Here is a 21,855-nt window from a genome sequence, read left to right as displayed (position 1 = left end):
CTCAACGCTGCTTCTGGTAGGCGCGGTCCATCTCCGCCCCCTTGCTGGTGTCTTCCAGGCCGCGCTCCACGTCCTTCGCGGCCTGCCGCACCTTGGTGCTCGGCACGCCGTCGGTCATGTGGCTGCTCTGGTCGCGCTCGTGCGGAAGCGGCATGTCGCCCTGCACATCGCCGCCATCCTGCCGGGCGGCCTTGGTATCGGGCTCCGCAGGTGTTTTCGTCGGGCCATTGCTGCGAGTGGCAGCAGGGCCTTTTTGCGCTTGATGCGCATCGTGCTGGGTGGCTGCGGTCATGGTCATCTCCTGGTATCACACCAGTATCGAAAAATCACCGCCAGCCATCTGTCGGCCGGCCGTCAGCGCCTCGCGTAGGAGACTGCGCCGCGCGGCCGGCCCGCAGACCCGGCTCACCGCCGGCCCATGACCGCCTCGACATCGGCCAACCGCTGCACCAGGCGGGGCGACGCAAAGTCCAGCAGCGCCCGCAGCTTCAAGGGGATCAACCGCTTGCCCGGGTAGACCAGGGTCACGGGGTAAGGTTCACTGTCATGGGCCGTCAGCACGGGTACCAGCCGCCCGGCCGCGACATGCGGTGCCACCTGGTAGCTCGTGGCCTGCACCAGGCCGAGCCCGGCGATGGCGGCCTGCAGCGCCGACTCCGGCGTGGTGGTGGACGTGCGCACGCGAACCGGCACCTGCGCATCGGTGCATCGATCTGCCCGGCGCACCGTCAGGGTCCAGACCCTGTGGGGCCCCAGCCCCGTCCAGCTGATGCAATCGTGATCGGCCAACGCCGCCAGATCCGGCGGTGTTCCACGCGCCGCAAGATAGTCCGGCGACGCACACACCACGACCCGGACCGCGCCCAGTTCGCGGGCCACCAGGCTGCTGTCACCCAGGTTGCCAATGCGCACTGCGCAGTCCACATGTTCGTCCACCAGCGCCACCACCCGATCGGACAGCTGCAGGTGGACATTGACCTGCGGGTAGGCGCGCAGGAACTCGTGCACCACCGGCTGCAGATGTTGCTGGCCGAAGCCCAGCGGCGCGGTGACGACCAGGTCGCCCTTGGGCTGGCGGTATTCGCCAGTCACTTCTTCGTCGGCGTCGCGCAATGCATCGATGACCCGGCTGCAGGCCTCGAAGTAGCGCTTGCCGGCTTCGGTCAGGGCCACGTGCCGGGTGGTGCGCACGAACAGCCGCACGCCCAGCGCATCTTCGAGCAAGGCCACCTTGCGGCTGACGTTGGCCACCGGGGTGCCAAGCGTGCGGCCGGCGGCCGAGAAGCCGCCGGCACGGGCGACGGCGACAAAGGCGGTGATGGCGTCAAACCGGTCCATTGTTCCAGTTTTCAAGAAGGTTATTCACAAATCATCTGGATTATCAAACTCAATGGTAAGAAAAATAATCCTTCCACGCCAACAAGGCGTGTACCTCAACCCACTTCTGGAGCACCTCATGTCCCGTCTGAACACCCCCGCCACCATCGACGCCGCACCCGCCGCCACCCACACCGCATTGAAGACCGTGGAAAAGCAATTGGGCGTGGTGCCCAACCTGTTCAGGGTGGTCGCCAACAGCCCTGCCGCGCTGGCCGGCTACCTGCAATTGAGCGGGGCGGCCGCGCAAGGCGGCCTGGACGCGGCCACCCGCGAGCGCATTGCCTTGGCGGTGGCCGAGATCAACGGCTGCGGCTATTGCCTATCGGCCCATGCATACCTGGGCCGCAAGCTGGCCAAGCTGGACGACGCCGAGATCGCAGCCAACCGCCACGGCGCGTCCAACGATCCCAAGGCCGACGCCGCCGTGCGCTTTGCGGTTGACGTGGTGCGCCAACGCGGGCATGTGAGCGACGACCAGGTCGGGGCGGTGCGCAGCGCCGGCTACAGCGACGCACAGGTGCTGGACATTCTGCTGGCGGTGGCACTGAACACCTTCACCAACTATGTCAACGAAGTGGCAGAGACCGAAATCGATTTCCCGGTCGTCCAACCGCTGAAGCTGGCGGCCTGATGACGTGATGCCAGAGCATGCGAACACCATGAGCGCATCCACCGCCTCCATCCTGGTCGAGCACCACCATGTCGACGTCAAGGGGCTGAGCATGTTTTACCGCGCGGCCGGCCACCCGGCGAGCCCGGTGATCGTGCTGCTGCACGGCTTCCCGTCGTCGTCGCACATGTTCCGCGACCTCATCCCGCTGCTGGCCGACCGCTTTCGCGTCGTCGCGCCCGACTACGTCGGCTTCGGCCATTCGGCGGCACCCACGGTCGACGAGTTCACGTACAGCTTCGATGCGCTCGCCATGCAGGTGGGTGCCCTGCTCGACCGCATCGGCGTGACGGACGCCATCTACTATATGCACGACTACGGAGGCCCCATCGGCCTGCGCCTGGCCACGGCGCACCCGGAACGCGTGCGCGGCCTGGTGGTGCAGAACGCCAATGCCTACATGGAGGGCCTGACCCCGGCGGTCGCTGGCGTGTTCATGCCGCTGTGGGAGAAGGGCGACGAGACCGGCGCGCGACAGATGCTGCTGGCCGAAACGACACGCATGCAATACGTTGCCGGCGCGCGCCAACCGACGCTGCTGAATCCGGATGCCTGGGTCATGGACCAGGCCCTGCTGGACCGAGCGGGCAGCGCCGAGCGCCAGATGGCGCTGTTCAGAGACTACCGGCACAACGTGCCATTGTTCGATGTGTGGCAGGCCTACTTCCGTCGGCATCAGCCGAAGACGCTGGTCGCCTGGGGGCGCGGCGATCCGTTCTTCGGCGTGCCCGGGGCGGAGGCTTTCCGGCGCGACCTGCAGGACGTGCGCGTCGAACTGCTGGACAGTGGCCACTTCGCGCTGGAAGAGGATGCGCCCCGCGTCGCGGAGCTGATCAGGCAGACGTTCTGAGCTGCCCCCGGGTCGCGTGTGAGCGGCCCGGCCGAGGCCATCGCGCGTGCTCGATCCGGCCTCATCGCTCCCTTGAGCCGGCCTGAATTGCCAGGGTTTGTCTGCATGGCCCCTGCGCCACTGTCGAGCCGCAAACCCACCGGACTCGGCTACAGTCTTTTTGGACGACCCGCAGCCAAATAAAAAATCGGGCGTACGACGGGGGAACACGCGATGAAGCAGCAAGCCAATCTTTCGCATCCTGCGCTTGACACAGGCATGCCCGCCGCCACCGCGCAAGCCCTTCTGGGACGCCTGCTCAGCCCCCACGACGATCAAAGGACTGCCGCGTTGGTGTGGACGGTGGCCGAAGCCCTTGACAGCCTGGGCGTGGCGATCTGCCTGTTCGACGAATCCGACAATGTCTGCCTGTGGAACCGCTGCTTCACGCGCCTGTTCCCCGAACACGCCGGCCACGTGGCCATCGGCGAAAACTACCGTGGCATCCTTCAGCGTTTCTACCAGGTGCGGCTTTCGGCCGAGGAGTTGCCGGCCATCGATCGCTACATCGAGGAGGCGGTGGCGCGGCACCACACGCAGCGGCGGCCTTTCGATTTCGAGCACCACGGCGTGCGCCTCTCGGTGGCGTCGCTGCCGATACCGGGCGTCGGACGCATCCGCATCTGGCAGCAGCTGGCGGCGCCTCCCACTCAAGCCATGCAGCCGCCGGCCGCGGTGGAAGGGCCGCTGCCGATCGACGGTGCCGCTTTGTTCGATCAGCTGGCCGATGGGGTGATGGTCAGCCGTGCCGACCACCGCATCGTCTGGGTGAACCTGCCCTTCGTCGAGATGTACGGCCTGGGCGCACGCAGCGCCGCGCTCGGTATGCGCTTCGAGGACGCGTTTCGCAAGGCCTGGCAAACGGTGCCGACAGCAAGCCGCGCACTCTTCGACCGCGGGCTGGCCATCCTCGCCGATCAGATGCGTTTCGCCGGCGCACCTTTCGAACTGCCGCTGCCGGGGATGCGCTGGACGCGGGTGATTGAGCAGCGCAGCGCAGACGGCCACTGCTTCTTCATGCATGTCGACATCACCATGCTCAAGCGCCAGCAGCAACAACTGCTCGAGGCCGAGCGCCGCGCGCGCGAGAGCGAGCAGGTGCTGCAGGAAAAGTCGGCGCTGCTCGAGGCCACGCTGGAACGCATGGAGCAAGGCGTGATGATGGTCAATGCGGAGCAGGTGGTCGAGGTTTGCAACCGCCGCGCGCGCGAGTTGCTGGACTTGCCGCAGGCCTTGATGGACAGCCGGCCCACGCTGGACGCGCTGGCGCAATACCAGATCGCCCAAGGCGAATTCGACAGCACACCGCCGGACCTCATCGCCTCCAGGAGCACAGGCCGAGCCTTCCGCCAGGCCTATTCCTATGACCGCAAGCGCCCGAACGGCCGCGTGATCGAGGTCTCCAGCGTGCCGACCGAAAGCGGCGGCGTACTGCGCACCTACACCGACGTCACCGAGCGCAAACGTGCCGAGGAACGCATTCGCCACGTGGCGCGCCACGATGGCCTGACTTCGCTGGTGAACCGCGAGGTGTTCCTCGAATGCCTGTCGGCCGCCCTCAACGATCCGGTGCGACGGGCCGAAGGTTTCGCCGTGCACTTCATCGACATCGACCGCTTCAAGCCCATCAACGACCGCTGCGGCCATGCCATCGGCGACAAGGTGCTGGCCCTGCTGGCCAAGCGCATGCGGCAGGTCGCGCGCGATGTGGACGTGGTGGCGCGCATGGGTGGCGACGAGTTTGCGGTGCTGCAATACCAGGTCGACCAGGCCGAGGGGGCGGTGGGCCTGGCGAACCGGCTGCGTGACGGCGTGGCGCGCCCGATGGAGATCGAAACCCAACGGCTCACCGTGGGGGCCTCGGTGGGCATCGCGCTCTACCACGCCGAGGATACGCAGGCCGAACTCGCCTGCGGGGGCGCTCGGCCGCAGACCGCCGACAGCCTGCTGCGCCACGCCGACGCCGCGATGTATGCGGCCAAGGCCGCCAATGGCGTGCGCATCTTCGGCGTGGACGGGCTGGACAGCCACTGGGCGGCGATGCAGCCCTAGTCACCTGCGCGCTCAGTTGAGCAGGCTGGGCATCGCCAGGAAGTTCAACACCAGGCCGTCGAAATCGTCAGGCGCCTCGAGCTGCGGCAGATGGCCGATGCCAGGCAGTTCGAGGTAGCTGCTGCCGCCGATGGCCTGGGCCATCTGGCGCATCACGGCCGGAGGCGACACGGTGTCGGCCGCGCCGCCGAGCAGCAGCGTGGGCACGTGGATCCGGTCCAGGCTGGCCTGGCGGTCGAAGCCGACCAGCGCTTCGAGCGCACGCCGGTAGGTGGCCGGGCTCAGCTGCGCCATCACATGCTTGGCCAGGGCCACGCCCTCGGGCAGGGCCGCCGGGCCGATGAGCTGCGGCACGACGGTCTGCGCCAGCGCGGTCATGTCCTGCCCATCCTCGAGCGGCGCGAGCGAGGCGGCCACGTAGTCGCGCTGCCAGTCCAGCCGTGCGTCGGCCTCGGCCGGGCCGACCTGGGCACTGGTGGCGCACAGGACGAGCCGGCGTACGAGTTCGGGCCGGCGCGCGGCCACCTCCTGCGCCACCATGCCGCCCATGCCGTGGCCGAGCAGGATCACGCCGCCGCCGCCGCGCGACTGCATGAGGCTGTCGATGAGCACGCCGCAGCTCTGCGCCAGGCCCTTGAAGGTGTAGGGGTCGATGGGCGCGCTGTGGCCGTAGCCCGGCATGTCCCAGGCCACGGCGCGGTAGCCGGCGGCGGCGAAGCTTTCGACCTGCGGCGCAAAGGCGCGGTGGCCGCCGCCGATGTCGTGCAGCATCAGGATGGTGGGGCCGGCGCCGAGGGTGGTGAAGGTGGGCAGAGTGGTCATGGGAGAGGCAGGCGTGATCAAAGGCTCGGGTCGTTCGATCCATTATCACCATGGGTCCGCGGCCGCGTCCTGGCGGGGGAATGGGGTAAATTCCAGGCATGCCCTCTTCTCCCCCGCCGCCCAAGGCCAGCCCGCCGAGTTTCTCGGCCCAGGAATTCCGCAGCGCGCTGGGCATGTTCGCCACCGGCGTGACCATCGTCACCGCGCGCACGGCCACGGGTGAACTTGTGGGGCTGACGGCCAACTCGTTCAACTCCGTGTCGCTGAACCCGCCGCTGGTGTTGTGGAGCCTGGCGCGCGCGGCTGGTTCGATGCCGGCGCTCAGCACCGGCTCCCACTACGCGATCAACATTCTCGCGGCGGACCAGAAGGCCCTGGCCGAACGCTTCGCCACCAAGGGCGTGAAACGCTGGGCTGGCGTGGAATTCAGCGAGGGCGTGGCCGGCGCACCACTGCTGGCCGGCGCCGCCGCCACCTTCGAGTGTTTCAACCGCAGCCGCTACGAGGAAGGCGACCATGTGATCTTCGTGGGCGAGGTGGAGCGTTGCCACCACGCGGCGGGCGCCTCGCCGCTGCTGTTCCACGGCGGGCGTTTCTACACGGAACACGCGCTTTAGTCGGCCTTCTTTTTCAGCCGCGAAGCCGCAAAGTCTTCGTACCACGCCAGGCAGGCCGCGTTGGCCATGGCGTCGCGGTTCAGCACCTTGGCCAGCGGCTGGCCGAGCAGCAGCTTCTTGATCGGCAACTCCTGCTTCTTGCCGGTGAGCGTGCGCGGGATCTCGGGCACGGCGAGGATGTCATCAGGCAGGAAGCGCGGCGACAAGGCATTGCGGATTGCCTCGCGCAGGCGTTCACGCAGGGCCGCATCCAGCACCGCGCCGGGACGCAACACCACGAACAGCGGCATGTAGCTGGCGCAGCCGAGTTCCTCGATGTCGACGACCATGGCATCGAGCACTTCGGGCAGCGCTTCCACCGCGCGGTACAGCTCGCTGGTGCCCATGCGCAGGCCGTGGCGGTTCAGCGTGGCGTCGGAGCGGCCGTAGATGGTGCAGCCGCCATCGGCGTCGATCCGGAGCCAGTCGCCATGCCGCCACACCGGGCCGCTGCCGCCATGCCGGCCATGGCCGGGCGGGTACATGTCGAAGTAGCTCGCCAGGTAGCGCTGGTTCTGGTCATCGCCCCAGAAGTACAGCGGCATCGAGGGCAGCGGCTGGGTGCAGACCAGTTCGCCGACCTCGCCGATCACGGATTCGCCTTCTTCGTTCCAGGCCTCGACGGCGCAGCCGAGCAGGCGGCACTGCATCACCCCTGGGGTCTGCGGCAACTCGCGGTTGCCACCGATGAAGGCGCCCGCGAAATCGGTGCCGCCCGAGATGTTGTCCCACCAGATTTCAGTGCCGAGTTTTTTGAATTGATCCGTACCCCAAGCCTGCACCTCCGGGCTCAGCGGCGAACCCGTGCTGCCCAGGGCGCGTACGCGCGACAAGTCACCGCAGGTTGACAGGTCGAGCCCGGCCTTCATGCAGCCCGCGTAGAAGGCCGCGCCAGCGCCGAAGAAACTCACTCCCGTGCCGGCGGCGAAACGCCACAGCGTGGACCAGTCGGGCAGGTTCCTGCCGGTGACGGGGTCGATCTTCGCGCCGGCCGGGTTGCCATCGTAGATGCAGGCCGTGGTGCCGTTCAGCAGCGCGGCCATCTGCACGTTCCACATCACCCAGCCGGTGGAGCTGTACCAGTGGAAACGCTCACCCCAGGTGTTGGGCGCGTAGCTGCAGCCGGCGTCGTTGTGCAGCACGTTGAGCACCAGCGCCACCAGGATGCTGCCGCCATGGCCGTGCACGATGGGCTTGGGCAGGCCGGTGGTGCCGCTCGAATACACGATCCAGGCCGGATGGTCGAACGGCAGCCAGCGTGGCTCGAAGGCCATGACTTCGGCATCGTTTCGCGCAGTGGCGCTCGTGAAATCTGCGGTGTCTGCTATCATTTCTGAAGCAACCGACTGGTATTGCACGATCACGTGCTGCAGCGACGGCAGGGCCGCGCGCAGGGCCTGCACCACCTCGCGTCGGTCCAGATCGCGGCCACCGTAACGCACGCCGTCCACGGCGATCAGCACCTTGGGCGCGATCTGGCGGAAGCGGTCGAGCACGGCCTGGCTGCCCATGTCGGGCGCGCAGATGCTCCAGATGGCGCCGAGGCTGGCCGTGGCCAGGAAGGCGACCATGGCCTCGGGAATGTTCGGCAGGTAGGCGGCCACGCGGTCGCCGGGTTGCAGCCCCTGGGCTTGCAGATGCAGGGCCAGGGCCGAGGCCTGGCGCCGCAGTTCGGGCCAGCTCAATTCGATGCGTTCGCCGCGCTCGTTGAGGCTGACGATGGCCGGCATGCCGGCCGCATGCGCCGCGTCCACATGCCGCCAGACTTGCCGGGCATAGTTGCACTGCGCACCGGGAAACCATTGCGCGCCGGGCATCGTATTGCTGGCGAGCACCGCGCCGTGCGGCGTGGGGGAGACAAGTTCGAAGTAGTCCCAGATGCTTTGCCAGAAGGCCGGCAGGTCGCTCACCGACCACTGCCACAGGGCCTGGTAGCTGTCGAAGCGCAGGCCGCGCTGCGTGTGCAGCCAGTCCTGGTAGAGGCGAATCTGCGGAAGGTTCTGTGGAAGAGTCCGAGGACTGTGGGCGGGCAGGCTTGTCATGGCCTGCGAGCTTAAGGCGCCGGTCGTGCCGCCGCACAGCGGGAATGCCCGAGGCGCACGGCTACGGCCGCCGCGGCGCGGGCTTCGGCGGCGGGTCGTCGCGGCCAAGCAGCTTGTCGATGGTGGCGCCGATGCGCGCGCCGATGGCCGTGCCGATGCCGGGCAGCACCGCGGTGCCGACCACCGCGCCCGCGACCGCGCCGCCGGGCACCGACACCTGCATCTTGGCCAACGGCCCGGTGATCCGCAGCGGCACGCCGACCACGCCGTCCACCAGGTCCACCGCCGCCGTGGCGTCGATCTGCTGCTGCGCCAGCGTGACATCGCCCGAGGCGGTGAGGGAGCCCGATTTGGCCTTGAGGCCGGTGAAGCGCACGATCATGCCGTCGGCGGAATTCTGCGTGTCCATCAGCCCGGTGAGCGTATCGAGCCGGGTCGTGCCCGCATGCTCCTTGCCGAGCGTGCGCACGGCGCGGTCGAGGTCGAAACGCACCAAGGTGGCCGGCGCCATGCGGAAACTGGTGTGCGTGTGCGCAGAGCGCACGATCTCACCGAACTTGAGGCCCTGCGCCGCGACTTCGGTCTGGCCCGAGGCCCGGCCCGAAACCGGCGAACGGCGGCCGAAGGCGTCGAGCGCGCTCTGCACCTCGATGTTCTTCGGCGCCAGCTGGCCGCTGATCTTCAACAGATCACCGGGGTCGATCTGCAAGGCCAGCTCGCCATCGGCCGTGCCGCCACCGATACGGACCTCGGTCTGCCAACGGTCGGCACCGTCGACGCGCATGAGCTGCAGTGTGGCGGGGTCCGTTGCACCGGGCCGCCGCAACCGCGCGCTGTGCGGACGCCAGCCGGGATCGAAATCCGCCTCGCCCTCATAGACCGCGGTGCGGCCATTGCGAGAGATCCAGCGGATGTCGCGTACCTGGAGGTGCGCCAGCGGCCTCTCCTGCTTGGCTAGGTGGGAAGCGACCGGCTGGCTGTCCGCTGCGCCCAGGCCGCGCAGCGAGAGTTGCGGCACGGTTGCGCCGTCCACCTCGAGCCGGGTGAGCTCGACCTGGCCACGCCACAACGCCGCGACACGCAGCGTGGCGTTGGCGCGATCGATCACGATGGGCTGCGGCTGGTCCGTTCGCACGTTCTCCACCTGCACACCAGGCGCCGGCAGCAGCTGCCAGTGCAGCGCCCCCACCGTGACCGGCACGCCGAGCCGCTCGCTCGCCGCCCGGGCCGCGCGCTCGGCCAGGTCCTGCTCCGAAGGGAACCACCAGGCCAGGCCAAGGCCTGCGACCACCGCCACGCCCCCCGCGATCAGCAGGCGCGGGTGCCTGCGTCGCCCGGGGGAAGGTGAATGCGGATCGGTCATGGGAACAGGGTAACTTAGCGCGGATGGCTGCCACGTAGGCGACCACCGCTAACGGCGGCGGGGCCGCGGACCCAGCCGGAATTACCTATAGTCGGGCCTTCGTCTTTTCCTTCTCTTGCAGGACCCGGCCATGCCCATCTGGAAACGCCCCATCAGCCTCGAAGCCCTGAATGCCGCATCGCCGAACACGGCCATCGCCCACCTGGGCATCGAGTTCACGGAGATCGGCGACGACTTCCTGCGTGGCCGGGTGCCGGTGGACCACCGCACGGTGCAGCCCTTCGGCCTGCTGCACGGCGGCGTGTCGGTCGTGCTGGCGGAAACCCTGGGCTCGATGGGCGCCAACTATGCTGCGCCCGAAGGATGGGGCGCGGTGGGCCTGGACATCAACGCCAACCATCTGCGCGCGGCCACCTCGGGCTGGGTGACGGGCACGGCCCGCGCCGTGCACGTGGGCCGCACCACGCAGGTGTGGCAGATCGACATGGTCAATGACGAAGGCAAACCGTCGTGTGTCTCGCGCATCACGATGGCGATGTTGCCGCCCAAGTCGTGAATGTGGCCACCCGGGCGTTGGCGCGCGTCCAAAGATGATTTGACTATTTGGATTCAATAAATCAGTCGTTTTCAAACTAAGGCGGCGTCTCCACAATCCGGCTTCTGTCCTTCTGGAGCCTTTTGCCGCGGTTTTGCCGCGCCGCCCGCCATGAACTTCCAACAACTGCGCTCCGTGCGCGAAGCCGTGCGCTGCAGCTTCAACCTGACCGACGTGGCCAACACGCTGCACACGTCCCAGCCCGGCGTGAGCCGGCAGATCCGGGAACTCGAGGAAGAGCTCGGCATCGAACTCTTCGTGCGCGCCGGCAAACGCCTGACCGGCCTGACCGAGCCCGGCGGCCACGTCCTGCCGATCATCGAACGCATGCTGCTCGACAGCCACAACCTGAAGAAGGCCGGCGAGGAATTCGTGGCCCAGCAAAGCGGCCTGTTGTCGATCGCGGCGACCCACTCCCAGGCGCGGTACGCCCTGCCGGGGGCGGTACAGGAATTCCGCGAACAGTTTCCCGGCGTGAAGCTGCACCTGCACCAGGGCTCGCCCAAGCAGGTGGCTGAGATGCTGCTGTCGGGCGAAGTGGATGTGGGCATCGCCACGGAAGCACTGAGCGAATACGACGAATTGCTGGCCCTGCCCTGCTACCGCTGGACGCATTCGATCGTGGTGCCCGCGGGCCACCCGTTGCTGGACGGACCACTGACGCTGGAAGCGCTCGCGGCCTATCCGCTGATCACCTACGGCCCGGGCTTCACGGGCCGCAGCCACATCGACGAGGCCTTTGCCCAGCGGCAACTCACGCCCAACATCGTGTTGACCGCGATGGACGCGGACGTGATCAAGACCTATGTGGAGCTGGGCATGGGCGTGGGCATTGTGGCGTCGATCGCCTTCGAGGCCGAGCGCGACACGGGTCTGCGTGCGCTGGACGCCGGGGCGCTGTTCGGCATCAACCAGACCAAGCTCGCGGTACGCAAGGGCAGCTACATCCGCGGCTATGTGTATGCCTTCATCGCGTCGTTTGCGCCCAGCCTGCCGCGCGAGGTGGTGGAGCAGGCGCTCAAGGGCGAAGTCGAACACCTGCACGAGGGTCTCTGACGCCGGCAGCCCGGGTGCCTAGAATGCGGGGTTCCTGCACGGCGGCTTCGGCCATCGCGCCGCTTTTCGAATCCCCCTCAGGAGACACCCATGCTTCGTAGAAAGCTGCTGACCTTTGCGTCGCTCACCCTGGCCATGGCGGCCGGTCACGCGCAGCCCGCGCCGGCCTTCCCGGCCAAGCCGATCCGCCTGATCGTGCCGTTCCCGCCCGGCGGCGGCACCGACATCCTGTCACGCCTGGTCGCGCAGAAGCTCACCGAGACCGCCCATTGGACGGTGGTGCCCGACAACCGCGGTGGCGCCGGCGGCACCATCGGCATCGCGGAAGCCGCGCGCGCCGCGCCCACCGGCTACGACATGGTGATGGGCCAGAAGGACAACATGGTCGTCGCCCCGTGGCTCTACAAGAACCTGAGCTACGACCCGACCAAGGACCTGGTGGCGGTGGCCCACGTGGCGTATACGCCTGTGATCATCGTCACCAATGCCAATTCGCGTTTCAAGACGCTGGCCGACGTGGTGAAGGCTGCCAAGGCCGACCCGGACGGGTTGACCTATGGTTCGCCAGGGAACGGTACCACCATCCATCTGGCGGGCGAGATTTTCAAGACGGCCGCCAACATCAAGATGCGCCACGTGCCCTACAAGGGTTCGAACGCGGCGCTGATGGACGTGCTGGCCGGCAATGTGGATCTGCTGATGTCTTCCGTGCCATCGGCGATCCAGCAGATCAAGTCGGGCAAGCTGCGGCCACTCGCCGTGACCTCCGCGAAGCGCAGCAGCTCGTTCCCCGACGTGCCGACGGTGGCCGAACTCGGCTACAAGGATTTCGACGTGAGCACCTGGTACGGCCTGTTCATGCCGGCCAACACGCCGAAGGACATCGTCGCCACGGTGAACGCCGAGGTCAACAAGCTGCTGGCCACGGCGGACATGAAGGCACAGATCCAGGCCCAGGGCGCCGAAGCCGAGAGCATGACGTCCGAGCAGTTCGGCGCGCTGCTGAAGTCCGATTACGCGAAGTGGAAGGGCATCGTGCAGGCCTCGGGCGCCACCGTCGAATGATTCATCCGGGCGGCGGCGTTTGCGCTGCCGCCAGCCGCTCGCTTTTCCAGTAGACGTCGTCGCCGCCGTTCAGGCGGTTCAACACCCGCGCCAGCACGAACATGAGATCGCTCAGGCGGTTCAGGTATTGCCGCGGCGTGTCGTTCAGTGTTTCCTGCTGCTGCAGCGCTACGACGCTGCGCTCGGCACGGCGCGCCACCGTGCGGCACACATGGGCCAGCGCCGCCGGCCGGCTGCCCGCGGGCAGGATGAATTCCTGCAGGCGCGGCAGCGCGGCATTGTGGTCGGCCAGGGCCTGGTCGAGGTGCAGCACGGCCTCGGGCTTGAGCAGTTCGAAGCCCGGGATCGACAATTCGCCGCCAAGGTTGAACAACTGGTGCTGAATCTCGACGAGCAGGGCTCGGACCGCCGGGGGCAGGTCTTCGCACAGCAATACGCCGATCTGCGAGTTGAGTTCGTCCACGTCGCCCATGGACTGCACACGCAGATGGTGTTTGGGCACGCGGGTGTTGTCGCCCAGCCCGGTCGTCCCGTCGTCGCCGGTGCGCGTGGCAATTTGTGTAAGGCGTTGGCCCATGAGGTCTCCTGTTGCAGCGTTCGGTTCGGTCCCGTGGTTCGGTCCCGTATTAGAACGGAGCGCGATGTGTCGCATGTGTGGCCGAATGTTGCCGGAGATTTGTCTTTAGTTGTGAGCGAGAGAAACAGCGGGCAAGAGTGCTGGCCTCCGGGCCTGGGCTGGGGTGCAATCCGGTCCTGTTCCACTCTTGAAAGACAAGCTCCATGTCCGTGAAGCGACGAAACAAGTTCAATCTCCTGCCCAATTTTGAAGCCTGCAGCGTTGCGCTGTTTGCCGCCTGCGCCATTGGTGCCGCCGTGGGTGCTCACGCCCAGTCGCCGAATGGCAATGCCGGTCGCAGCCGCAGTGGAGACACGGCTTTTTCGCGCGCGGACACCAACAAGGATGGCAAGCTGAGCCGGGACGAGGCGAAACTGCTGCCCGCGATTTCGGAGCGATTCGATGAGATCGACGCGGATCGGGACCAGTTCATCTCTCGTTCCGAGTTCGAAGAAGCCTTGAAACACTGACGGCCACAGCTGCGGCCAATAGGCAGGAGACCGGGCATGCCGCAAAATGGCGTCTTCAAGGAGACACCATGAACGCGCCCACCCATCCAGACGATCTGATGCCCGAAGTCCACCAGCGCGAGGTGCCGCAGGTGCTGATCGACGCGCTGAAGGTCCGTTTTTCCGAACGATGCTCCACCGCATTGGTCGTGCGCGAGCAGCATGGCCGCGACGAATCGTCCTTCACCGTACCGCCGCCTTCGGCCGTGGTGTTTGCGGAAAGCGCCGCCGAAGTGGCCGAGATCGTGCGCCTCGCCAGTGAGTACGCGGTGCCTGTGATCCCCTTCGGTGTGGGGTCCTCGCTGGAAGGCCATCTGCTTGCGGTGCAGGGGGGCATCAGCATCGACGTGAGCCGCATGAACCGCGTCCTTTCGGTGAACGCCGACGACTTGACCGTGACGGTGCAGCCGGGCGTGACGCGCAAGCAACTGAACGAAGAGCTCAAGAGCACCGGCTTGTTCTTCCCGATCGACCCGGGCGCGGACGCTTCCATCGGCGGCATGAGTGCCACGCGCGCCAGCGGCACCAATGCCGTGCGCTACGGCACGATGCGCGAAAACGTTCTGGCACTCGAAGTGGTGACAGCGAGCGGAGAGATCATCCGCACCGGCACACGTGCCAAGAAATCGAGCGCGGGTTACGACCTGACGCGGCTGATGGTGGGCAGCGAAGGCACGCTCGGGGTGATCACGGAAATCACGCTGCGCATCTATCCCTTGCCGGAGGCCATATCGGCCGCCATCTGCTCTTTCCCGAGCATCGAAGCCGCGGTACGTACGACGATCCAGGTGATCCAGCTCGGCGTGCCGATCGCGCGCGTGGAGCTCATCGATGCGAACACGGTGCGGATGGTCAACGCCTATGCCAAGCTGGGCCTGCGCGAGGAGCCGATGCTGCTGATGGAGTTCCACGGCTCACCCACTGGCGTCAAAGAGCAGGCGGAAACGGTCCAGGAGATCGCCTCGGACCACGGCGGCAATGCCTTCGAATGGGCCAGCACGCCGGAAGAACGCACGCGCCTTTGGACGGCACGGCACAACGCCTATTTCGCCGCTGTGCAGTCACGACCGGGTTGCAAGGTCATCTCCACCGACACCTGTGTGCCGATCTCCCGCCTGGCCGATTGCCTGCTGGATTCGGTGCGCGAAACCGATGCCTCGGGCATTCCCTATTTTCTTGTCGGCCATGTCGGTGATGGCAATTTCCATTTTGGCTACCTGCTCGATCCCAATCTGCCGGAAGAACGCGTCATTGCCGAGAAGCTCAATCACGACCTGGTCAGCCGTGCGCTGCGCCTGGAAGGCACTTGCACGGGGGAACACGGCGTGGGCCTGCACAAGATGGAATTCCTCGTGAACGAAACCGGCGCCGGCGCGGTCGACATGATGCGCACGATCAAACGTGCACTTGACCCGAAGAACATCATGAATCCCGGGAAGATATTCGCGATGTAGGTGATGCGGCGGTCGCGGGCGCCCAGAACTTGGCCCCGCTGACGAAAATGGGAACAGAAGCGGGTCGGTCAGTTGATTTGTAGGATGATATGACCCTTCCACAAGCGGCTTCAGATTGAACGACAATTTGGACATGCCAACCACATCACCCGCCACTTCCTCTCGAGCAGAGGTCTCCGCAGTTTCAGCATCCACCCTGAGTTCGCCGGCCACGAGTGCATCGGACACCGTGTTCTACGGCATCGTCAATGGGCTGGAGGTGCAGACATTTGTTCCGTCGCAACGCCTGGTGGAATCGGACTTGGCCGCCTTGTTCAAGGTCGGGCGGAACTCTGTGCGGGAGGCACTGCAGAGGCTTGCGGCCGAGGGTTTTGTCGAACTTTCGCGTCACAAGGGCGCAGCGGTCCGGCTGCTTTCTGCGGAGGACACCCTAGCCGTTTTGGATGTGGCCGAGAGGATGACGGGCTTGTTGGCCAGGTCGGCGGCAATCAATGCCTCGTCGTCCGGGTTGGTTGCGGCATTGAAGACATGCGTCGAGGATATCTCTGCCGCCGATGCCGCGCAGGATGTCGTTCTTTTCGCGAAGGTCAGGCGTCGTTTCTACCGTGTCCTGCTCGACATGAGCGGAAGCCGCGAACTGAAGCGACTCTTCCCTGCGATCCAGTTGCCCATTGTCCTGGCACAGCACCGCTTGCCCTCCTTGCAAAAAATCCGCGTACGGGACTATCGGCAGATTGCCACCGCAGTCGCGGCGGGACAGGTTGATGCGGCGGACGCGGCAGGCATGGCCCACGTGCAGCATGTGCGCGAAGAGATTGTCCGTTTGTTGAACGACCCACCGGCCGATTGACGTGATCGAATCGCACTCGACATGGCTGCATGGTCGAGAGGGAATCTGACGAGACGTTACGCTTAGTGTTCAGGACAGGCGTGGAGGTAGTTGATTTGCGCAAAGCAAAACGCCCAGCCTGTTGAGGGGCTGGGCGGTTTGGGCTGTAGGAGCCTGACGATGACCTACTTTCACACGGGAACCCGCACTATCATCGGCGCGGAGTCGTTTCACTGTCCTGTTCGGGATGGGAAGGAGTGGGACCAACTCGCTATGGTCATCAGGCATAACTTGGTGCTTTGTTGATTTTGTGGTCAACAAGGCGAATTCATAGAGATTTAATCAGTACCGGGGTAGCTTTTGTGGCGTACCGGTTGTTATTTTGAATGCGTCTACTTGGCATAACTAATTCTTTGAATCACGGGATGGTGATCAAAGTTATAGGGTCAAGCCGCACGAGCAATTAGTATCAGTTAGCTTAACGCATTACTGCGCTTCCACACCTGACCTATCAACGTCCTGGTCTTGAACGACTCTTTAGGGGGCTCAAGGCCCCGGCAGATCTCATCTTGAAACGAGTTTCCCGCTTAGATGCTTTCAGCGGTTATCTCTTCCACACTTAGCTACTCGGCAATGCCACTGGCGTGACAACCGATACACCAGAGGTGTGTCCACTCCGGTCCTCTCGTACTAGGAGCAGGCTTCCTCAAATCTGCAGCGCCCACGGAAGATAGGGACCAAACTGTCTCACGACGTTTTAAACCCAGCTCACGTACCTCTTTAAATGGCGAACAGCCATACCCTTGGGACCGGCTACAGCCCCAGGATGAGATGAGCCGACATCGAGGTGCCAAACACCGCCGTCGATATGAACTCTTGGGCGGTATCAGCCTGTTATCCCCAGAGTACCTTTTATCCGTTGAGCGATGGCCCTTCCATACAGAACCACCGGATCACTATGTCCTGCTTTCGCATCTGCTCGACTTGTCAGTCTCGCAGTTAAGCACGCTTATGCCATTGCACTATCGTCACGATGTCCGACCGTAACTAGCGTACCTTCGAACTCCTCCGTTACGCTTTGGGAGGAGACCGCCCCAGTCAAACTGCCTACCATGCACTGTCCCCGATCCAGATAATGGACCTAGGTTAGAACCTCAAACACACCAGGGTGGTATTTCAACGTTGGCTCCACAAGATCTAGCGACCCTGCTTCAAAGCCTCCCACCTATCCTACACAGATCTGTTCAAAGTCCAATACAAAGCTACAGTAAAGGTTCATGGGGTCTTTCCGTCTTTCCGCGGGGAGATTGCATCATCACAAACATTTCAACTTCGCTGAGTCTCAGGAGGAGACAGTGTGGCCATCGTTACGCCATTCGTGCAGGTCGGAACTTACCCGACAAGGAATTTCGCTACCTTAGGACCGTTATAGTTACGGCCGCCGTTTACTGGGACTTCAATCAAGAGCTTGCACCCCATCATTTAATCTTCCAGCACCGGGCAGGCGTCACACCCTATACGTCCACTTTCGTGTTTGCAGAGTGCTGTGTTTTTAATAAACAGTCGCAGCCACCGATTTTTTGCAACCTCATTGGGCTCCGGGAGTAAATCCCTTCACCTACTAAAGGCACACCTTCTTCCGAAGTTACGGTGTCAATTTGCCGAGTTCCTTCTCCTGAGTTCTCTCAAGCGCCTTAGAATACTCATCTCGCGCACCAGTGTCGGTTTGCGGTACGGTCGTGTGTAGCTGAAGCTTAGTGGCTTTTCCTGGAAGCAGGGTATCACTCACTTCGGCTGCAAGCAGCCTCGTTATCACCCCTCATCTAAGCCCGGCGGATTTACCTACCAGGCACGACTACAGGCTTGAACCAACATATCCAACAGTTGGCTGAGCTAACCTTCTCCGTCCCCACATCGCACTACACATCGGTACAGGAATATTGACCTGTTTCCCATCAACTACGCATCTCTGCCTCGCCTTAGGGGCCGACTCACTCTACGCCGATGAACGTTGCGTAGAAAACCTTGCGCTTACGGCGAGGGGGCTTTTCACCCCCTTTAACGCTACTCATGTCAGCATTCGCACTTCTGATACCTCCAGCACGCTTTACAACGCACCTTCACAGGCTTACAGAACGCTCTCCTACCACTTGCAATAAATTGCAAATCCGCAGCTTCGGTAACTGGCTTAGCCCCGTTACATCTTCCGCGCAGGACGACTCGATCAGTGAGCTATTACGCTTTCTTTAAATGATGGCTGCTTCTAAGCCAACATCCTGACTGTTTTAGCCTTCCCACTTCGTTTCCCACTTAGCCAATTTTAGGGACCTTAGCTGGCGGTCTGGGTTGTTTCCCTCTTGAGTCCGGACGTTAGCACCCGGTGCTCTGTCTCCCAAGCTGTACTCGTCGGTATTCGGAGTTTGCATTGGTTTGGTAAGTCGCCATGACCCCCTAGCCAAAACAGTGCTCTACCCCCGACGGTAATACTTGAGGCACTACCTAAATAGTTTTCGGAGAGAACCAGCTATTTCCAAGTTTGTTTAGCCTTTCACCCCTATCCACAGCTCATCCGCTAGTTTTGCAACACTAGTCGGTTCGGACCTCCAGTACCTGTTACGGCACCTTCATCCTGGCCATGGATAGATCACTTGGTTTCGGGTCTACACCCAGCGACTGAGACGCCCTATTCGGACTCGGTTTCCCTACGCCTTCCCTATTCGGTTAAGCTTGCCACTGAATGTAAGTCGCTGACCCATTATACAAAAGGTACGCAGTCACCCTTGCGGGCTCCTACTTTTTGTAAGCATGCGGTTTCAGGATCTATTTCACTCCCCTCCCGGGGTTCTTTTCGCCTTTCCCTCACGGTACTAGTTCACTATCGGTCAATGATGAGTATTTAGCCTTGGAGGATGGTCCCCCCATATTCAGACAGGATTTCTCGTGTCCCGCCCTACTTGTCGCAAGCTCAGTACCACACAGGTCATTTCACGTACGGGGCTATCACCCGCTATGGCCAGCCTTTCCAAGCTGTTCCGTTATGTCTTGTGCTATCACTTGCAGGCTTCTCCGATTTCGCTCGCCACTACTTTCGGAATCTCGGTTGATGTCTTTTCCTCGAGCTACTGAGATGTTTCAGTTCACCCGGTTCGCCTCGCATGACTATGTATTCATCATGCGATACCTTTCGGTGGGTTTCCCCATTCAGAAATCTCCGGATCAAAGCTAATTTGCCAGCTCCCCGAAGCTTATCGCAGGCTATCACGTCTTTCGTCGCCTATCATTGCCAAGGCATCCACCACATGCTCTTATTCACTTGACCCTATAACTTTGATTTCTCTTATCGAGATTTCTCCGTTGTTTCAAGGAATGTCTGTCAGGTCTTGCACCTGACGCGTTATGCCGTAAACGACTCTAGCTCTTTCGAGCCATCATCGTTAATTTTGAATTTCAAACCTAAGTCTGAATATTCGTTTTGACGCAATCAAAAATTTGTCGCTAACCACCACCACCAGGCACGGTCTGCACTAAACCTTTACGAATGTGCAGTTTCCCAGAGGCAGCTAAACGGTTAGCAACACTGATTAAACTCTATGAATTTTTAATGAACAGCCGATTGACCAGGAGATCCTGATCAACAACAAAGTAGCCTCGTTAAAAGCCACTTTGGTGTTGATTTTTTTGTTGTCGAGAAAGAATTGGTGGAGGTGACAGGACTCGAACCCGCTACCTACTGCTTGCAAAGCAGCCGCTCTCCCAGCTGAGCTACACCCCCAAAGCACTAGGTATTGAAGGAATGGTGGGTCTGGTTGGTCTCGAACCAACGACCCCCGCCTTATCAAGACGGTGCTCTAACCAACTGAGCTACAGACCCGAGTCGGTCACCAGCAACCAGTCTCCAGCAAAGCCAGAGCCTCAGTCGTCAGCGACTACCTTCCAACAACCGATAAGTGTGGGCGTTCAAATTTGATTGCAGTTTCCAGAAAGGAGGTGATCCAGCCGCACCTTCCGATACGGCTACCTTGTTACGACTTCACCCCAGTCACGAACCCTGCCGTGGTAATCGCCCTCCTTGCGGTTAGGCTAACTACTTCTGGCAGAACCCGCTCCCATGGTGTGACGGGCGGTGTGTACAAGACCCGGGAACGTATTCACCGTGACATTCTGATCCACGATTACTAGCGATTCCGACTTCACGCAGTCGAGTTGCAGACTGCGATCCGGACTACGACTGGTTTTATGGGATTGGCTCCCCCTCGCGGGTTGGCAACCCTTTGTACCAGCCATTGTATGACGTGTGTAGCCCCACCTATAAGGGCCATGAGGACTTGACGTCATCCCCACCTTCCTCCGGTTTGTCACCGGCAGTCTCATTAGAGTGCCCAACTGAATGTAGCAACTAATGACAAGGGTTGCGCTCGTTGCGGGACTTAACCCAACATCTCACGACACGAGCTGACGACAGCCATGCAGCACCTGTGTTACGGCTCTCTTTCGAGCACTAAGCCATCTCTGGCAAATTCCGTACATGTCAAAGGTGGGTAAGGTTTTTCGCGTTGCATCGAATTAAACCACATCATCCACCGCTTGTGCGGGTCCCCGTCAATTCCTTTGAGTTTCAACCTTGCGGCCGTACTCCCCAGGCGGTCAACTTCACGCGTTAGCTTCGTTACTGAGTCAGTGAAGACCCAACAACCAGTTGACATCGTTTAGGGCGTGGACTACCAGGGTATCTAATCCTGTTTGCTCCCCACGCTTTCGTGCATGAGCGTCAGTACAGGCCCAGGGGATTGCCTTCGCCATCGGTGTTCCTCCGCATATCTACGCATTTCACTGCTACACGCGGAATTCCATCCCCCTCTGCCGTACTCTAGCGATGCAGTCACAAATGCAGGTCCCAGGTTGAGCCCGGGGATTTCACATCTGTCTTACATCACCGCCTGCGCACGCTTTACGCCCAGTAATTCCGATTAACGCTCGCACCCTACGTATTACCGCGGCTGCTGGCACGTAGTTAGCCGGTGCTTATTCTTACGGTACCGTCATGAGCCGTCTTTATTAGAGACAACCTTTTCGTTCCGTACAAAAGCAGTTTACAACCCGAAGGCCTTCATCCTGCACGCGGCATTGCTGGATCAGGCTTGCGCCCATTGTCCAAAATTCCCCACTGCTGCCTCCCGTAGGAGTCTGGACCGTGTCTCAGTTCCAGTGTGGCTGGTCGTCCTCTCAGACCAGCTACAGATCGTCGCCTTGGTGGGCCTTTACCCCGCCAACTAGCTAATCTGATATCGGCCGCTCCAATCGCGCGAGGCCCGAAGGTCCCCCGCTTTCATCCAGAGATCGTATGCGGTATTAGCACAGCTTTCGCTGCGTTATCCCCCACGACTGGGCACGTTCCGATATATTACTCACCCGTTCGCCACTCGCCACCAGGATTGCTCCCGTGCTGCCGTTCGACTTGCATGTGTAAGGCATGCCGCCAGCGTTCAATCTGAGCCAGGATCAAACTCTATAGTTCGATCTTGATTTTTTTGCCACCGACTATTACCACCGGTGGCCACTCAAAGAATTGAAGGAAATTCACAAGTGAATCTCTCTTCTATTTCATGAGCGTTTGATAGTGACAAGCACTAGTTCCGAAGAACTTGGCAATCGCACTCAAACGCCCACGCTTATCGGCTGTATGTTTTTAAGGAACCCGAAGAACTCAACCAGCCTCGCAGCCCGTCAACCTCTTCTTTTATCAGCGCGCTGTGATCAGCGCAGCCTTGAATTATATACCGAATTTTTTGCTACTTTCAAAAGTTTCGAAAAACTTTTTTTACTTGCAACCCACTCGACCTACTCTTCGCCTCGACCG

16 protein-coding genes, 2 tRNA genes and 3 rRNA genes are annotated in these 21,855 nt (G+C 62.5%); 10 read left to right on the top strand and 11 right to left on the bottom strand.

Features of this window, described 5'->3' with window-relative positions:
* Window position 1: 1 nt before the first annotated feature.
* Window positions 2-292: a hypothetical protein gene (locus tag RD110_RS00640; protein ID WP_076204154.1), complete on the bottom strand. Its 291-nt coding sequence runs from the start codon at window positions 290-292 to the stop codon at window positions 2-4.
* Window positions 293-405: 113 nt separating this feature from the next.
* Entirely contained in the window at window positions 406-1,338 is a 933-nt protein-coding gene (locus tag RD110_RS00635; protein WP_076195728.1) for a LysR family transcriptional regulator, read from the bottom strand.
* 118 nt (window positions 1,339-1,456) lie between these two features.
* Here RD110_RS00635 and RD110_RS00630 point away from each other — a divergent pair, with 118 nt between their 5' ends.
* The 3 genes from RD110_RS00630 to RD110_RS00620 all read left to right on the top strand — a co-directional run bounded on the left by RD110_RS00630 (window position 1,457) and on the right by RD110_RS00620 (window position 4,991).
* The gene (locus tag RD110_RS00630) at window positions 1,457-2,011 is read left to right on the top strand and encodes a carboxymuconolactone decarboxylase family protein (protein WP_076195726.1); all 555 of its coding nucleotides are present in this window, start codon (window positions 1,457-1,459) and stop codon (window positions 2,009-2,011) included.
* Between the two features lie 28 nt (window positions 2,012-2,039).
* The gene (locus RD110_RS00625) at window positions 2,040-2,900 is read left to right on the top strand and encodes an alpha/beta fold hydrolase (RefSeq protein WP_076195724.1); all 861 of its coding nucleotides are present in this window, start codon (window positions 2,040-2,042) and stop codon (window positions 2,898-2,900) included.
* A 258-nt stretch (window positions 2,901-3,158) separates the two neighbouring features.
* Window positions 3,159-4,991, top strand: a complete 1,833-nt coding sequence (locus RD110_RS00620; RefSeq protein ID WP_076195722.1) for a PAS-domain containing protein — start codon at window positions 3,159-3,161, stop codon at window positions 4,989-4,991.
* Window positions 4,992-5,003: 12 nt separating this feature from the next.
* Here RD110_RS00620 and RD110_RS00615 read toward each other — a convergent pair whose 3' ends face one another.
* Window positions 5,004-5,813: an alpha/beta fold hydrolase gene (locus RD110_RS00615; protein WP_076195720.1), complete on the bottom strand. Its 810-nt coding sequence runs from the start codon at window positions 5,811-5,813 to the stop codon at window positions 5,004-5,006.
* 98 nt (window positions 5,814-5,911) lie between these two features.
* Between RD110_RS00615 and RD110_RS00610 the strand changes: the two genes are divergently transcribed.
* The gene (locus RD110_RS00610) at window positions 5,912-6,430 is read left to right on the top strand and encodes a flavin reductase family protein (protein WP_076195718.1); all 519 of its coding nucleotides are present in this window, start codon (window positions 5,912-5,914) and stop codon (window positions 6,428-6,430) included.
* On the opposite strand, the gene RD110_RS00605 is transcribed toward RD110_RS00610, so the two are convergent.
* Both RD110_RS00605 and RD110_RS00600 read right to left on the bottom strand, forming a co-directional pair.
* Window positions 6,427-8,511 carry an acetoacetate--CoA ligase gene (locus RD110_RS00605; protein ID WP_076204153.1) on the bottom strand — a complete coding sequence of 695 codons (2,085 nt, stop codon included), beginning with the start codon at window positions 8,509-8,511 and terminating at the stop codon, window positions 6,427-6,429. The two genes, RD110_RS00610 and RD110_RS00605, sit on opposite strands and share 4 nt — an antisense overlap.
* A 61-nt stretch (window positions 8,512-8,572) precedes the next feature.
* Window positions 8,573-9,874, bottom strand: coding sequence for an AsmA-like C-terminal region-containing protein (locus RD110_RS00600; RefSeq protein WP_076195716.1), 1,302 nt, complete (start codon window positions 9,872-9,874; stop codon window positions 8,573-8,575).
* Window positions 9,875-10,004: 130 nt separating this feature from the next.
* On the opposite strand from RD110_RS00600, the gene RD110_RS00595 reads away from it, so the two are divergent.
* The 3 genes from RD110_RS00595 (at window position 10,005) to RD110_RS00585 (ending at window position 12,590) form a co-directional block, all read left to right on the top strand.
* Complete coding sequence (locus tag RD110_RS00595; protein WP_076195714.1) at window positions 10,005-10,430, top strand: hotdog fold thioesterase; 426 nt, start codon at window positions 10,005-10,007, stop codon at window positions 10,428-10,430.
* A gap of 150 nt (window positions 10,431-10,580) precedes the next feature.
* Complete coding sequence (locus RD110_RS00590) at window positions 10,581-11,525, top strand: CysB family HTH-type transcriptional regulator (RefSeq protein ID WP_076195712.1); 945 nt, start codon at window positions 10,581-10,583, stop codon at window positions 11,523-11,525.
* Between the two features lie 90 nt (window positions 11,526-11,615).
* Window positions 11,616-12,590 (top strand): Bug family tripartite tricarboxylate transporter substrate binding protein, encoded by a 975-nt coding sequence (locus tag RD110_RS00585; RefSeq protein WP_076195710.1) that lies wholly within the window; start codon window positions 11,616-11,618, stop codon window positions 12,588-12,590.
* 1 nt (window position 12,591) lies between these two features.
* Here RD110_RS00585 and RD110_RS00580 read toward each other — a convergent pair whose 3' ends face one another.
* Window positions 12,592-13,167 carry a cob(I)yrinic acid a,c-diamide adenosyltransferase gene (locus RD110_RS00580; RefSeq protein ID WP_076195708.1) on the bottom strand — a complete coding sequence of 192 codons (576 nt, stop codon included), beginning with the start codon at window positions 13,165-13,167 and terminating at the stop codon, window positions 12,592-12,594.
* A 203-nt stretch (window positions 13,168-13,370) separates the two neighbouring features.
* On the opposite strand from RD110_RS00580, the gene RD110_RS00575 reads away from it, so the two are divergent.
* From RD110_RS00575 to RD110_RS00565, 3 genes are all read left to right on the top strand, one after another.
* Window positions 13,371-13,676: an EF-hand domain-containing protein gene (locus RD110_RS00575; RefSeq protein WP_076195706.1), complete on the top strand. Its 306-nt coding sequence runs from the start codon at window positions 13,371-13,373 to the stop codon at window positions 13,674-13,676.
* 68 nt (window positions 13,677-13,744) lie between these two features.
* Window positions 13,745-15,169 carry an FAD-binding oxidoreductase gene (locus RD110_RS00570; protein ID WP_076195704.1) on the top strand — a complete coding sequence of 475 codons (1,425 nt, stop codon included), beginning with the start codon at window positions 13,745-13,747 and terminating at the stop codon, window positions 15,167-15,169.
* 229 nt (window positions 15,170-15,398) lie between these two features.
* Window positions 15,399-16,019 (top strand): GntR family transcriptional regulator, encoded by a 621-nt coding sequence (locus RD110_RS00565; RefSeq protein WP_239467143.1) that lies wholly within the window; start codon window positions 15,399-15,401, stop codon window positions 16,017-16,019.
* A gap of 151 nt (window positions 16,020-16,170) precedes the next feature.
* Here RD110_RS00565 and rrf read toward each other — a convergent pair.
* From rrf to RD110_RS00540, 5 genes are all read right to left on the bottom strand, one after another.
* Window positions 16,171-16,283, bottom strand: a 5S ribosomal RNA gene (gene rrf / locus RD110_RS00560).
* Window positions 16,284-16,440: 157 nt separating this feature from the next.
* Window positions 16,441-19,317 (bottom strand): 23S ribosomal RNA (locus RD110_RS00555).
* Between the two features lie 377 nt (window positions 19,318-19,694).
* Window positions 19,695-19,770, bottom strand: a tRNA-Ala gene (locus tag RD110_RS00550).
* Window positions 19,771-19,792: 22 nt separating this feature from the next.
* Window positions 19,793-19,869 (bottom strand) — tRNA-Ile (locus tag RD110_RS00545).
* Between the two features lie 109 nt (window positions 19,870-19,978).
* Window positions 19,979-21,513 (bottom strand): 16S ribosomal RNA (locus RD110_RS00540).
* The 16S, 23S and 5S rRNA genes sit together here with 2 tRNA genes alongside, the layout of an rRNA operon.
* Window positions 21,514-21,855 lie beyond the last annotated feature (342 nt).

The sequence above is a fragment of the Rhodoferax koreense genome, from assembly GCF_001955695.1.
GTDB classification, from domain to species: Bacteria; Pseudomonadota; Gammaproteobacteria; order Burkholderiales; family Burkholderiaceae_C; genus Rhodoferax_B; species Rhodoferax_B koreensis.
Note: the sequence above shows the minus strand (reverse complement) of the source record. Positions and strands in the feature narration are given on the sequence as shown.

Excerpts from the sequence above, each read along its gene's own strand:
- RD110_RS00570 (WP_076195704.1), top strand. The coding sequence starts at position 13,745 with ATGAACGCGCCCACCCATCCAGACGATCTGATGCCCGAAGTCCACCAG.
- RD110_RS00625 (WP_076195724.1), top strand. The coding sequence starts at position 2,040 with ATGAGCGCATCCACCGCCTCCATCCTGGTCGAGCACCACCATGTCGAC.
- RD110_RS00600 (WP_076195716.1), bottom strand. The coding sequence starts at position 9,874 with ATGACCGATCCGCATTCACCTTCCCCCGGGCGACGCAGGCACCCGCGC.
- RD110_RS00580 (WP_076195708.1), bottom strand. The coding sequence starts at position 13,167 with ATGGGCCAACGCCTTACACAAATTGCCACGCGCACCGGCGACGACGGG.
- RD110_RS00615 (WP_076195720.1), bottom strand. The coding sequence starts at position 5,813 with ATGACCACTCTGCCCACCTTCACCACCCTCGGCGCCGGCCCCACCATC.
- RD110_RS00585 (WP_076195710.1), top strand. The coding sequence starts at position 11,616 with ATGCTTCGTAGAAAGCTGCTGACCTTTGCGTCGCTCACCCTGGCCATG.
- RD110_RS00595 (WP_076195714.1), top strand. The coding sequence starts at position 10,005 with ATGCCCATCTGGAAACGCCCCATCAGCCTCGAAGCCCTGAATGCCGCA.
- RD110_RS00635 (WP_076195728.1), bottom strand. The coding sequence starts at position 1,338 with ATGGACCGGTTTGACGCCATCACCGCCTTTGTCGCCGTCGCCCGTGCC.
- RD110_RS00610 (WP_076195718.1), top strand. The coding sequence starts at position 5,912 with ATGCCCTCTTCTCCCCCGCCGCCCAAGGCCAGCCCGCCGAGTTTCTCG.
- RD110_RS00590 (WP_076195712.1), top strand. The coding sequence starts at position 10,581 with ATGAACTTCCAACAACTGCGCTCCGTGCGCGAAGCCGTGCGCTGCAGC.
- RD110_RS00620 (WP_076195722.1), top strand. The coding sequence starts at position 3,159 with ATGCCCGCCGCCACCGCGCAAGCCCTTCTGGGACGCCTGCTCAGCCCC.
- RD110_RS00575 (WP_076195706.1), top strand. The coding sequence starts at position 13,371 with ATGTCCGTGAAGCGACGAAACAAGTTCAATCTCCTGCCCAATTTTGAA.
- RD110_RS00630 (WP_076195726.1), top strand. The coding sequence starts at position 1,457 with ATGTCCCGTCTGAACACCCCCGCCACCATCGACGCCGCACCCGCCGCC.
- RD110_RS00605 (WP_076204153.1), bottom strand. The coding sequence starts at position 8,511 with ATGACAAGCCTGCCCGCCCACAGTCCTCGGACTCTTCCACAGAACCTT.
- RD110_RS00640 (WP_076204154.1), bottom strand. The coding sequence starts at position 292 with ATGACCGCAGCCACCCAGCACGATGCGCATCAAGCGCAAAAAGGCCCT.